Annotated in this window: 13 protein-coding genes; 9 read left to right on the forward strand and 4 right to left on the reverse strand. The window is 58.0% G+C overall.

Annotation, left to right across the window (positions count from 1 at the left end):
* Positions 1–212: 212 nt before the first annotated feature.
* From QVP03_RS04545 to QVP03_RS04565, 5 genes are read left to right on the forward strand one after another with little or no spacing between them, the layout of a single operon-like run.
* Positions 213–1,286 (forward strand): hypothetical protein, encoded by a 1,074-nt coding sequence (locus tag QVP03_RS04545; protein ID WP_022332390.1) that lies wholly within the window; start codon positions 213–215, stop codon positions 1,284–1,286.
* A gap of 22 nt (positions 1,287–1,308) precedes the next feature.
* Positions 1,309–2,262 carry a FimB/Mfa2 family fimbrial subunit gene (locus QVP03_RS04550; RefSeq protein WP_022332391.1) on the forward strand — a complete coding sequence of 318 codons (954 nt, stop codon included), beginning with the start codon at positions 1,309–1,311 and terminating at the stop codon, positions 2,260–2,262.
* Positions 2,263–2,308: 46 nt separating this feature from the next.
* Positions 2,309–3,358, forward strand: coding sequence for a DUF5031 domain-containing protein (locus tag QVP03_RS04555; protein ID WP_087402114.1), 1,050 nt, complete (start codon positions 2,309–2,311; stop codon positions 3,356–3,358).
* A gap of 20 nt (positions 3,359–3,378) precedes the next feature.
* Positions 3,379–4,542 carry a hypothetical protein gene (locus QVP03_RS04560; protein WP_022332393.1) on the forward strand — a complete coding sequence of 388 codons (1,164 nt, stop codon included), beginning with the start codon at positions 3,379–3,381 and terminating at the stop codon, positions 4,540–4,542.
* A gap of 12 nt (positions 4,543–4,554) precedes the next feature.
* Positions 4,555–5,469, forward strand: coding sequence for a FimB/Mfa2 family fimbrial subunit (locus tag QVP03_RS04565; RefSeq protein ID WP_022332394.1), 915 nt, complete (start codon positions 4,555–4,557; stop codon positions 5,467–5,469).
* A 134-nt stretch (positions 5,470–5,603) separates the two neighbouring features.
* Here the strand turns inward: QVP03_RS04565 and QVP03_RS04570 are convergent, their stop codons facing one another.
* Complete coding sequence (locus tag QVP03_RS04570; protein ID WP_022332395.1) at positions 5,604–6,122, reverse strand: STM3941 family protein; 519 nt, start codon at positions 6,120–6,122, stop codon at positions 5,604–5,606.
* Positions 6,123–6,288: 166 nt separating this feature from the next.
* Between QVP03_RS04570 and QVP03_RS04575 the strand changes: the two genes are divergently transcribed.
* The 4 genes from QVP03_RS04575 (at position 6,289) to QVP03_RS04590 (ending at position 10,027) form a co-directional block, all read left to right on the forward strand.
* Positions 6,289–7,395 (forward strand): mechanosensitive ion channel family protein, encoded by a 1,107-nt coding sequence (locus tag QVP03_RS04575; protein WP_022332396.1) that lies wholly within the window; start codon positions 6,289–6,291, stop codon positions 7,393–7,395.
* 12 nt (positions 7,396–7,407) lie between these two features.
* A complete protein-coding gene (gene pulA, locus QVP03_RS04580; RefSeq protein WP_022332397.1) occupies positions 7,408–9,375 on the forward strand; it encodes a type I pullulanase in 1,968 nt (655 codons plus the stop codon).
* A gap of 71 nt (positions 9,376–9,446) precedes the next feature.
* Positions 9,447–9,707 (forward strand): GlsB/YeaQ/YmgE family stress response membrane protein, encoded by a 261-nt coding sequence (locus tag QVP03_RS04585; protein ID WP_022332398.1) that lies wholly within the window; start codon positions 9,447–9,449, stop codon positions 9,705–9,707.
* Between the two features lie 2 nt (positions 9,708–9,709).
* On the forward strand, positions 9,710–10,027 hold the full coding sequence (locus tag QVP03_RS04590; RefSeq protein ID WP_022332399.1) for a hypothetical protein: 318 nt from the start codon (positions 9,710–9,712) through the stop codon (positions 10,025–10,027).
* A gap of 86 nt (positions 10,028–10,113) precedes the next feature.
* On the opposite strand, the gene QVP03_RS04595 is transcribed toward QVP03_RS04590, so the two are convergent.
* The 3 genes from QVP03_RS04595 to QVP03_RS04605 all read right to left on the reverse strand — a co-directional run.
* Positions 10,114–10,800, reverse strand: a complete 687-nt coding sequence (locus tag QVP03_RS04595; RefSeq protein ID WP_022332400.1) for an SOS response-associated peptidase — start codon at positions 10,798–10,800, stop codon at positions 10,114–10,116.
* A 101-nt stretch (positions 10,801–10,901) separates the two neighbouring features.
* Positions 10,902–11,336, reverse strand: coding sequence for a PepSY-like domain-containing protein (locus tag QVP03_RS04600; protein ID WP_022332401.1), 435 nt, complete (start codon positions 11,334–11,336; stop codon positions 10,902–10,904).
* A gap of 176 nt (positions 11,337–11,512) precedes the next feature.
* On the reverse strand, positions 11,513–11,951 hold a 439-nt coding region (locus tag QVP03_RS04605; protein ID WP_369677398.1), incomplete at its 5' end, for a VIT1/CCC1 transporter family protein.

Consider the following 11,951-nt stretch of genomic DNA (forward strand, 5'->3'; position numbering starts at 1 on the left):
TGAACCGCTGCGCCGGGAACCCCTGCACACTGAACAATCTCGGCATCCTGTGCCTGATCGACGGAGATTCGGAAAAGGCGCGTTACTGCTTCTCGCTCGCCGCGGAAGACGGCTCCGGGGAGGCGGCATACAACCTGGCGCATTTCGACGAATTGAGTTGCAAATGGTAAAAACGACTTCATATTCCAAATAATATTATAAAAAATAAAACCATGAAAAAAATCTACAACTTGCTCTTATTTACGGTTCTTGCCGCCGGCCTCGCAGCTTGCTCCAGCGACGAAGAGAAAACGGATGTTGCCGGCCCTGCCGCCGGGAACCTGCAAATCATCACGCGGACACCCCAGGCGGCTGCGGGCCGCGGGCCGGTCTTCCGCACCGGGGAATTCCGGATCCTGGCATTCAAAAACACCGGCCCGGATTATGTCTATATACAGGACATTCCGCTCGGCGGCATGAATTTCGACGGCACGGCGCTCACCGGCACGGTGCAGCTTCCCGCAGGCGACTATAAGTTCCTGCCCTCCTACGGGCTGGTAACACCGGGCAATTACACGTGGCCGGACTTCACGGACGCCACCCTCTCCGATGCGCTCTACGTGACCCATACCGAGGAGAATTTCCCGGCGGCGTTCATGCTCAACACACCGCTCGATGCGGTTCCGTCCTACACCATCTCGCTCGACGGCCCTCAGCAGACGGTGAGCGCCACGCTCCGCCGTGCCGTTTCGCGCGTGGACGTGCTCTTCATCCGCGCAGAGAAGGATGCCGCAACGGGCGTCTATACCGAAAAAGCGGGCGGTGACGTTTTCGGCCCCGAGAAACTGGCCGGGGTGAAACTGGCTTACACCGGCGCCAACAGCCGTCTGGGACTTTCGGGCGAGAAAGTGTCCGGTCTTTCCGACGTGTCCCACACGATCGGCACCCCTGCGGACGTAGTCACGATAGGCACGGGCGAATCGACGGTCGTCGGTGCCGACAAATATGATTTCGAGAACGTACAACCCGCCGACATCATCTCCGGTTCCGCGCATCTGAAAGGCACCTACCTGATCCCCAATCCCGACAATACGGCCACGACCGGATTTTCGATGCAGCTCACCTCGGGCGAAGGATCGGCACGCACCATCGCCCTGCGGGACAAAATACCCGTCGAACGCAACAAGGCGACACTGATCCGGATTTACGTATTGGGCGAAAACGTCTTCACCACGGGTGTCGATTTCGAAGTCGAGGTCGATACCGTCTGGGACGGATCGAACTTCGTGGACGGGGAAATCGACTGACAAAAGCCAGGGAGACAGAATCATGAATAATCGGATTCATACGACCATCATCCTGGCAGCAGCCGCTTTCGCAGCCTGTTCGGGGTCGGAGCGAGCAGATATCGCTCCGGTCACGGAGACCTCGCGTATCATGCTGGTGCGCGAAGGGGCCGCGGATGTCTCGGTTTACGCCTTTCGCCGGGAGGGAGCGGTTTTCCTTTTCGACACGCTGTTTCGCGAAGGATGGACACCCGACGGCAAACTGTCGGTGCGCCTGCCGAACGGGCACTACAAATTCCTGTTCGCCAGCGGAGCGACCGACCGGATCGCCCTACAACCCGCCCCGTTAACGCGGCAAACTTCATGGGAAGAGGCGGCCTTCGTCTTGCGTGAAAACGCAGCCGTGCCCGGAACCTGTTTCCCGGCCGATGAACTGTTCCTGCAATATCCCGCATCCGGTGCCAATACGGTCTACACGATCGACGGCGCGGCACAAACGGTTCGCGCCCGGCTCACGCGCGCTGTCTGCCGAATCGCCGTCATTGTCAAGCGGGGCTACCACGACGGCACGCGATATGTCGAGGTTCCCTATGCCAAACCGCAATCCGTACTCGGCCAGATCGGGCGCATCGAACTCTCGGCCGACCACACGGGCCAGCGCGTGAATCCCGACGGAAGCAGCGGAACGGCCACGGTGACGGCGACACTCGCGGCGGCGGATTATGCAGAACTTACCGACGCGGGATTTGTCCGGTTCGAAGGGCCCTTCGTCATTCCGCCCGCCGACGGCGGGGAGATAGGCCTGGACATCTCGGTCGTACCCGCGGCGGGAGCCGCCCTGCAACCGGCGCAGCTGCGCCTGACGGGTAAAGCCGAACGTAACAAGCAACTCGAAATTACGCTCTGGATCACGTCGGATTACCCCGTTATCGGAGTAGAAATACAAACGGCCCCGATCACCGAGGAACAGGACGGCGATACGGGCATTTGGGAATAAAAGATTGAACGTGATGAAAAGAAAATACCTATATCGAATTTTCGGAATGCTGTTTTTGCCTGCCCTCTCCGCAGCCTGCGGGCTGGAGGCGCAGGAGGAGATCTTTCCCGGCAATAAGTTCCGCTACACCGAACTTCGCCTGGAGGGCACGCTTCCCGTATCGGGATACCCAACCCCGCTCTACCTTTTCCGCCGGGCGGCGCGAACGCAGGACGGATATGTTTTCGACCGCAGTTACACTTCGGTCGCCGACGGTGAGACACTGAAACTTCCGCTCGCCGAGCTGAAAGCCTACGACTACCGTTTTCTGATGGTCGCCCAGCCCGGCGACGCGCAACGGCTGTCGCTGTCCACAGCGGCCGGGACACAGTTCGTCCCGGGGGTCGCATGGGAAGACCTGCGGCTGGGATGCGCCTCGGGGGCGGCTGCGCCGGACGGTTACAGCGGCTATACAGACTTGAGCGGCGAGGCTATTCTCCTCGACGGCAAGATCCGCCTCACGCTGACACGCGTCGCAGGGCAGGTGCTCTTCGACATCTACCGCACGGGAAGCTCGCTCTCGCAGCCCGAAAGCATCCTATCGCCCGATGTGGAGTCGGTGATCGACCGGATCGCACGGATCGAAATCTCCTATGAGAATCCGACCACCGAACTGCGGTTCGATGAAAACGGGACGCTGGTTCCCGCAGCGTATGCTTCGGAACCGCTGGTGCAAAGCATTCTGCCACAGATGACGGATTTCAAGGTTCCACTCCCCCAGACGGACAAGGGACTCGGCATATACGACGACGGGGTGCGCGGCAGCCTGCGCATGAAAGGAGCTTTCCTGCTGCCGTCCGATTCGAAACTGCGGGTGAAACTGCTCTTCACATACTACGACACGACGCCTGCCTGCGGCAACGGCCACACGGATGTCCATTCCGCAGCCTGTTTCCCGCAGCGGCAGCTGACCCTCGCCCTTCCGGCGGCCGATGCCGCGACGGGGCTTCCGGTGGCTGCAAATTGCTTCACGGTCAACCGGGCGGGGCTGCACTGCGACCGGATCATCGACATTCCGGTCGGAGGGGGCATCGAAACGAATTTCGACTGGTTGTGAAACGGCAAAAACGTACGATTATGAGAAAGCTTTCAGTCTTATTCGTAATGGCGGCCTTCCTGACGGGCGGCTGCTCGGAAGGGGAATCCTTCGGGCACCCGTCCGCGGAGAGGGAAAAACGCGTCGAAGTCTCGTTCCGGCTGGAAACCGTCGGCACGGACGTCTCGCTCGTACCCATGACGCGCGCCACCTCCTACACGCAGTGGTTCAGGAACACGGCCCGGCTGCTGATCCTGAAAAAGGCGGACACCCGCTGGATCGTGGACACGACGCAAACCGTCCTGCTCGACGCACAGTCGGGGCCATGGGCCGAACTGAAGATCGCCGGGGATCTTCCGCCGTGCCCGTTCAATCTCGAACTGCGGCCGGGCGATTACCGGATCGTAGCCGTAATCAACTGGGGGTCGGCCGACTGGAACAACGATCTGATTCCGGGGAAAGTCGTCTCCGATGAGACCGACGGCTCGCTGCGCACGCCGCCGCTGCTTACCTACACGATCTCGACGCACTGGATGAACAACGGTTACCGGCAGCTGAGCCGCGAAGTTTTTGTTGCCGTGGCCGATTTCCCGGTGTCCAAAAGCGGCGATCTCCATTCGGCAGGCGTTCCGCCGGTAACCCTGCGGGCCGAACGGCGCGTGGCGAAGTTCCGCGTGCTGCTCAAAGACAAACCTTCGCCCGTCAACGGTTTTTCGTTCGACATGACAGCCCATACCGTCCAGATGCTTCTCACGTCCAAGACCGAACCTTTTGCCGAAGGCATCGACGCACTCGGAGGAATGTATTACGGCGATCCAGCACTCTATGAACTGCCGTGTTGCATGTCAACGATGGGAGATTTCCATTCCTCGGGGACGGAGCGCTACCAGATGTGCCAAACCAATTCGACGGTCTTTTCGCCCTTCGTCTTCGCCGACCCGGCCTCGGAACTGCCTATCGGGATCGTGGATATCGACATTTCCGGCGCCAGCGGCGGATATACGTATAAAACCGACCAGACGTTCGCACGCACGCTCGTCGCAAGCAAAATCTCCGGCATCGTTTTCGAAACCACCGACACCTATGACGACTCCTCGTCGCAAATCCGGATCGATGTCGTCGAGGCGACGGACGACGCGGGAAACCCCGAAAATGCGGCGGCGCTCTTCGACTCCTTTTTCGAGTGGAACGCCTCGCCCTACTAAAATTACGAAGTCATGAAAAAATCACTTTACATACCGTTCGCGTTCCTGTGCCTGCTGTCGGCAATGTCGTGCATCGAAGAGAAACTCGACCCGTGTCCGCCCCAGGGAGGAGAAGTTACGGTCGCACTCCGGGTCGAGAAATTCCAGGCCCGGCCGCCCTACCGTCCGTCGGATTTCGAACAGGAATTCGGGAAACGCATCCATTCGCTCGACTACCTGCTCTATGCCGACGGGCAGCTGATCGGGCAAGGCCGCGCGGACGACCTACAGACCGCTGCCGGCGGGGACTACCTCTTCCGCATGGGCACGCTTCCGTTCGGAACGTACCGGCTGGCGTTCGTGGCCAACGCTGCGGCGCGCATGATGACGGGGACGACCGATGCTCCGGAGGCACGTTACATCGTTTACCAGGGAGAAAAGAACGGCGACGACCATTTCCGCGCCGACGTGCCGTTCGAAGTGACCTGCCCCTGCCGCAATGAATTCGAAGCCGTCCTTCAGCGCGTACACGGCATAACCCGCTTCCGGTTCGAGAATATTCCCGCCCAAATCGCCTCCGTCGAGGTGGTGCTCGACAACGTCGGCCAGCGTATGCCGCTCTGCGGGGAACCCGACCAGGGGTGCGAGGTTTCCAAACGCGTCACCGCAGCGCAGCTGAGGGCACGCGCCGCCGGGTCGTTCACGCTCGGCACGTTCTGCACGCTGCCGGGCGAAAGGACATCGTGGCGGCTCAGACTCTACGGCGAGGACGACGCACCGCTCTACGACCGGGTAGTCACCGACACCCTGCGGATCGAATGCAACCAGTTGATCGACCTTACGGCACGTTTCGAAGAGGGCGATTTCCGGGGAGAAATCGAGTTCTCGGTCGACGTCGACACGACATGGGACGGAGCCAACGAAGGCGGGGGCGAAATCATACGATGACGGGGAGCAGGTTCCCAGCCTGCCCGCCCATCCCGTGCGGACGGGCGCTGTCCTTACCCCGGGAAAGGCACGGGCGGTACGCTCTCCGACGGCCGCGGACGGAATGCCGGGGCGCAGCGCTCCTGCGGCGGATTTTATTTCAACAGGCAGCCGTTCAGCAGCTCGATCCTCCCGGGCACATCCGCTTCCTTCATCCGCCGGATCAGGGCGACCAGCTGCATGGAATCGATCTCCAGCCCCATCGTGCGCAGATAGACCGCCTTTACGCCCCTCGATTCGTAAAGGCGGTCGAACCGCCAGAACCAGGCCGGCCGTATGAGCTGCGGCTTGTAGTTGCTCTCGAGCAGCAATCGCACCCAGTATTGTCCCCGGAAATAGAAATCGTCCGCGTAAAGGATGGCCTCCCATTCGATCTGCCCGCGGATCGTGAAAATCTCGGTGATGCCGTCTTCGGTAAGGACGATATAGGGTCGGCGGTCGTACAGCGAGCCGATACCGTACAACAGGGTAAAACCCGCCGTCGCCACGAAACACCATCCCAGAACGACATCGCGGACACAGTACAGGATAAGGCCGCCGGCAATCCCCGCAAGGAACCCGGCGACGGTGATACACACTGCCTTTTTCCTGGATTTATGCACTATCATCTTCATCCTCAACCTGATTTTTCATTTCGGGATCGTGCAAATTCTTCTCCAAAGGCATAGAATTTGAAAGCCGGGATAAGAAAAAAACCGTGCATTATGCGCCGATGTTAAAAACCGGATGGCAAAAGAGGAAACACAAATAACAAATGTATAATTAAAAAACAGCCGAAAAATGTTAAATTACGAAATCTGGGGAAACAGCGTCCAGACATGGATCGTCTCCCTACTCATCATAGCAGGAGCGTTTATCGTCGTGAAACTGCTGTCCCTGCTGGGCAGGAAGGTTATAAAACCCTTTATCGGCCGCACAAGCAACCGGGTGGACGACATCATATACTATTCCCTGGAGTCGCCCCTGAAATTCGCCGTGATGCTGCTGGGCATCTGGATCGCCATCCATCGGCTGGTCTACCCGGATCATCTGGTAAAATACGTCGACAATGCCTACAGCATACTGATCATACTCGACATCACCTGGGTTCTGGCCCGCCTCTCCACGGCCCTGCTCCAGCAATATTGGGGGCAGCGGTCGGACGGCCATGCGCTGAAAATGATGCCGGTAGTCAGGCGGACGATCCTGGTTCTGATCTGGATCGTCGGTCTGGTAACAGCCCTGAGCAATGTAGGGGTCGACATCAATGCGTTATGGGGCACGCTGGGCATCGGCGGTATCGCCTTCGCCCTGGCGGCGCAGGATACCGTGAAGAATATCTTCGGCGCGTTCACCATATTCACGGACAAGCCCTTCGGCATCGGCGACACGATCAACGTGAACGGCTTCGAAGGGACGGTGGTCGACGTGGGCATGCGCAGTACTCGAATCATGGGTTACGACCGGCGCATCACCAGTTATCCGAATTACAAAATTACGGACGCCTCGATCGTCAACATCTCGTCGGAACCGATGCGCCGCGCCATGGTTAAGGTGGGGCTGACCTACGACACCGGCGCAGACAAGATGAACGAGGCGCTGGATATTTTGAGGGGCCTCCCGGCGAAGGTAAAGGACGTTTCCGAAAATCCGTCGGACATAACGGCCTACTTTTCGGACTACACCGATTCGGCGCTGGTCATCACATTTTACTATTACATCGAAAAACAGGGGGATATTCTGAAAGTGACCTCGGACATGAACCTGGCCATACTGGCCGCCTTCAACAAGGCCGGGCTCAATTTCGCCTTCCCGACACGCACGCTGCTCGTGCAACGGGGCGGGGAGGACGCCGGATCCCGAGACGAATCCGTCCCCGGAAACGCACCGCAAACGCCCAATTCATAAAATACGACCACCATGGAAAATATCAAAAACCACCCCGCACCCGACCAGTTGGATTCGTTCGACAAATATCCGCCGTACTACGGCCAAGACCTCGAACTGGCGTATACGCCCCAACGCTCCGTCTTTACGCTCTGGGCGCCCACCGCGAGCAAAACCCGGCTCAATATCTACTCCTCGGGCGAGGGAGGCAACCCGGAGGAGCAGTTGGAAATGGAGCCCTCGGACGACGGAACCTGGCGCATTGCCGTCGAACGCGACCTGAATGGCTCCTTCTATACCTTCCAGATAGAAAAAGAGGGGAAATGGCTGGCCGAAACACCCGGCATCTGGGCGAAGGCGGTCGGCATAAACGGCGACCGGGCGGCCGTGATCGACTGGAACCAGACCAATCCGGAAGGCTGGGAATCGGATCGTGCGCCCGAATTGAAAATGTATTCCGACATTATTCTCTACGAACTGCACCACCGCGATTTCAGCATCGCCCCGGATTCCGGAATCCGCAACAAGGGCAAATTTCTGGCCCTGACCGAAACCGGCACCAAAACCCCCGAAGGGCAGGCATCCGGTCTGGATCATCTCAAGGAACTGGGCGTAACGCATATACACATCCTCCCCTCCTTCGACTATGCGACGGTGGACGAGACGAGGCTGGCGGACAAGACCTACAACTGGGGATACGACCCGAAGAACTACAACGTTCCGGAAGGCAGTTACTCCACCGATCCGGCCAACCCCGTGACACGCATCCGCGAGTTCAAGGAGATGGTGAAAAGCCTGCATCGGAACGGGATGCGCGTCGTCCTCGACGTGGTCTACAACCACACGGCCTCGGTCGACCGTTCGAACTTCAACCTTACCGTCCCCGGTTACTTTTACCGCCAGAATGCCGACGGTTCCTACTCGGACGCCTCGGGCTGCGGCAATGAGACGGCTTCGGAACGCGAAATGGTACGGCATTACATCGTCGAATCCGTCAAATTCTGGGCGCAGGAGTACCATATCGACGGATTCCGGTTCGACCTGATGGGAATACACGACATCGAAACGATGAACCGCATCCGGGAAGAACTGTCGAAGATCGACCCGACGATCTTTATATACGGCGAAGGCTGGCTTGCGGCCGACTCGCCCCTGCCTCCGGAAAAACGGGCCGTGCGGGATCATGTCGGCCAAATGGAGGGCATCGCCGTTTTCTGCGACGATTTCCGCGACGCCGTGCGCGGCAGCACGTTCGACGAACAGGCCGCCGGGTATGCCTCCGGGAATATCGTCGGGCATTACGAGCCCGTAAAATTCGGGATCGCGGGCGCCACGCAGCATCCGCAAGTGGATTATAACGGCCTGTTATACAGCTCTGTGCCATATGCATCCGCCCCTTCGCAGGCAGTCAATTTCGTCGCCAGCCACGACGGCTACACGGTGATCGACAAACTGAGACTTTCCGTCAAGGGCGACCATGCCGACGACGAGCTGCCGCCTATCGACAAACTGATACACACGATTTTGCTCACGGCACAGGGGGTTCCTTTCATCCGCGCCGGCGAAGAGATGATGCAGGACAAACAGGGGGAACCGAACAGTTTCCGTTCGCCCGACGCCGTCAACCGGATCGACTGGGCCCTGAAAGCCAAAAACCGGGATCTGTTCGATTATGTCCGGGGACTGATCGCACTCCGGAAAGCCCATCCGGCATTCCGTATCCCGACGGCAGAAGGGCTGCAGCAGGGGCTTCATTTCCTCGACACGGGCGACTCGGGAGTGATCGCCTATACGCTGGGCGAATATGCGAACGGCGATGCGTGGAAAGAGATTCTTGTGGCCTATAACGGCAACCGCCACCAGGCCGAGTTCCACATTCCCGAAGCGGACTGGACCGTAGTCTGCCGCGACGGCCGGATCGATCCCGGCAGCCGCGACCGCATGCCCGGGGGCATTGTCCGGATAGCGCCCTCTTCGGCCATTATCGCATACCGCGAATAATTTCCGGGCCGTTCATCCTCCCGGGTACAGAATTTGTATTATCCTGATTGTCAACCAAAATTAAAAAACATATGTATTTCTTATGGTATTTACTCATCGGCCTGGCGGCCGGATGGATCGCCAGCCTGATCTTCAAAGGCAGCGGCTCCGGATTGCTGGTCAATCTGATCGTCGGCCTTGTCGGCGGCATTCTGGGCGGCTGGCTCGTTTCGCTGTTCGGATGGGTGCCGACGGGCACCTGGGGGACTTTCCTCTCCTCCGTCATCGGCGCCATCGTCCTGCTGTGGATCGTATCGCTGTTCACACGGCACAAAACCGTTAAAACAATGTAATTATGGAAAAGTATTCGACAAAAGAGAACGAAACGTATCGGGAACACGCCGAAAAAGCAGTCCACAAGGCGGAAGAACACGGCCAAAAGGCCAGGCACAATCTGCAGGAAAACATGCAGAAGCTGAAGGACGACGCCCAGGAGACCGCCATCGAGGCGGAAAACGAGGCAAAGACGGGTGTCCGCAAAATGGCCGGCAAAATTGAAGAAGCCGGCACGAAGGTCAAAAATGCGGCCAAAGAGGGCATGACCAAAGCCGCACACAAAGTAAAGGAGACGGCCACACAGGCCTCCAACCGGATCAAGGAGAAGGTACACTGAGCCCGGTGGCCCGACATCGAAAAAGAGAAGTCTGAGACTTCTCTTTTTTTGCCGCAATATTTCGGGGAAAGGCCGCCACCGGGAACCTATGCCGGCATGAGAATGCCCGAATCGCCGGAAACTTTGCGCATGAAATCGGGCTGCGCGGGTTCGCAGACCATCATCTGCTCCGGATAGGGTTTCAGCAACGCGGCGATCTGCCCGTCGGACAGTTCCGGATGCAGCCAGCGCTCCTCGTCGCCGTCATGCAGGATAACCGGCATCCGGCAATCCCTGTTGTTGACGTGGCGCATCATCGGATTCGCCTCGGTGGTTATGACCGAATACGTCATTACGACCTCGTCCGAATCGCGGTCGATCCAGCAGTCGAAAACGCCCGCAAGGGCGATGACAGGCCGATCCTTTACCGTCACGTAGTAGGGAGTCTTCTGTGCCTGCCCGTGGTGCCACCCGAAAAATCCGCTCACCGGGATCAGGCACCTCCGCCGGCGGATCGGAACCCGGAACGAAGCGTTTTCAAAAATAGTTTCCGCACACGCGACGACCGTCTGATTGCGGATCGTCACGGTCTGGGCGGCCTTCCCGATCCAATACGGGATCAGCCCCCAGCGGAAATACTGTATCTGCTCGTCTCTGGTAACTACCGGATACGGGAGGTGCGAAAAGGCACATACATGGTATGCAGGTCGGAATTTTCTGACCAGATCGGTTTTACGGCCGAAACGCCGGGCCAGTTCTTCGGCTCCGGCAGCAAGGGAGATATGATAACACATGGCACACGCTGGTTTATCCTGTTACGGCCCGCCGGGCCGACAGCAAAAAAAAGCAGGGAGCACAACTGCGGGCACTCCCTGCGATTTTCACACTGCAAAAGTTATTTCGTCGCTTTCGTGAAGTTACCGTCCTTGTCGAAATCGAGAACCGTCTTGTCCGAAAGCGCTACTTTGTAGCCGTCGGCCGTCGTTTCCATCATGACGATTCGCTGCCCCGGGTAAGTATTGCCTGCATAGGTTTTGACCTTGGCGGGAATCACGGACATCGGAACCGAACCGTTCTTCATGATAATCTGGCTGCAATCTCCGCTGCCGCCTTCGAAGGAGACCTGGTTGCCGCTGTTGAAATAGACGGTGTATTTGTCCCACGACGCCTCGCGATCCATTTCCACGGCCTTCACTTTTTCGCCCGGGAAGTTTTTCTGAATGAATTCCTGCGAATTCTTCGGCAACTTACCGAAATCCACCTTCTGGGGAGCAGCATTCACGGCCAAAGCGATTGCCGCGGATGCGATGAGTAAAAGAATTTTTTTCATAATATAAAGAATTTAAGTGATGATTGACATACGGAATACTTGCAAATGATATTCCATTGAGGTTGAATTTATCGAAAAAATAATCTTCATATTGGAAATCATATATTTAATGGATTTGCCGTACAGTCCGGCATCCTGAGTCCGAACCGGCCGGCTTTTATCGGCGCACGGTTATTCTACATCTCTATGCCCGTAAAATATTTGAGCCCGTAGCCGATCAGAAAACTGATCCCGGCGATGCCGAAACTCAGAAGCGCCATTTCAAAAAAACGCTGCCTGAAACTTTCGCTGCGCACCACGGCGTAATAGTAATTGAACAGGGCTATCACGGTCAATGCGGCCAGAAGCATGACGCTCAATGCCATGACGGCATTCGAAAAAAGCAGATAGGGAATTATCAGAATGGCGACCGTCACGAGGTAGGCGGTTCCGGTACAGAGGGCGGCCCGCAGCGGATGTTTCTCCCCCGTAGCGTCCGATTTGGTCGAAAGGTATTCGGAAGCGGCCATCGAAAGGGCGGCGGCGACACCTGTGATGCTGCCCGTAAGCGCCACGAGCCGCGGTTCGTTCAGCGCAAGCGTGAACCCGGCCAGCGCCCCCGTGAATTCGACCAGA

It is taken from the genome of Alistipes sp. CAG:29 (assembly GCF_000435435.1).
In the GTDB taxonomy this organism is placed as follows: domain Bacteria; phylum Bacteroidota; class Bacteroidia; order Bacteroidales; family Rikenellaceae; genus Alistipes; species Alistipes onderdonkii.

What these genes read in the sequence shown, in the direction of transcription:
- QVP03_RS04590 (WP_022332399.1), top strand. Translation starts at nt 9,710, where the DNA reads ATGGAAAAGTATTCGACAAAAGAGAACGAAACGTATCGGGAACACGCC.
- QVP03_RS04575 (WP_022332396.1), top strand. Translation starts at nt 6,289, where the DNA reads ATGTTAAATTACGAAATCTGGGGAAACAGCGTCCAGACATGGATCGTC.
- QVP03_RS04565 (WP_022332394.1), top strand. Translation starts at nt 4,555, where the DNA reads ATGAAAAAATCACTTTACATACCGTTCGCGTTCCTGTGCCTGCTGTCG.
- QVP03_RS04545 (WP_022332390.1), top strand. Translation starts at nt 213, where the DNA reads ATGAAAAAAATCTACAACTTGCTCTTATTTACGGTTCTTGCCGCCGGC.
- QVP03_RS04585 (WP_022332398.1), top strand. Translation starts at nt 9,447, where the DNA reads ATGTATTTCTTATGGTATTTACTCATCGGCCTGGCGGCCGGATGGATC.
- QVP03_RS04570 (WP_022332395.1), bottom strand. Translation starts at nt 6,122, where the DNA reads ATGAAGATGATAGTGCATAAATCCAGGAAAAAGGCAGTGTGTATCACC.
- QVP03_RS04600 (WP_022332401.1), bottom strand. Translation starts at nt 11,336, where the DNA reads ATGAAAAAAATTCTTTTACTCATCGCATCCGCGGCAATCGCTTTGGCC.
- QVP03_RS04550 (WP_022332391.1), top strand. Translation starts at nt 1,309, where the DNA reads ATGAATAATCGGATTCATACGACCATCATCCTGGCAGCAGCCGCTTTC.
- pulA (WP_022332397.1), top strand. Translation starts at nt 7,408, where the DNA reads ATGGAAAATATCAAAAACCACCCCGCACCCGACCAGTTGGATTCGTTC.
- QVP03_RS04595 (WP_022332400.1), bottom strand. Translation starts at nt 10,800, where the DNA reads ATGTGTTATCATATCTCCCTTGCTGCCGGAGCCGAAGAACTGGCCCGG.
- QVP03_RS04560 (WP_022332393.1), top strand. Translation starts at nt 3,379, where the DNA reads ATGAGAAAGCTTTCAGTCTTATTCGTAATGGCGGCCTTCCTGACGGGC.
- QVP03_RS04555 (WP_087402114.1), top strand. Translation starts at nt 2,309, where the DNA reads ATGCTGTTTTTGCCTGCCCTCTCCGCAGCCTGCGGGCTGGAGGCGCAG.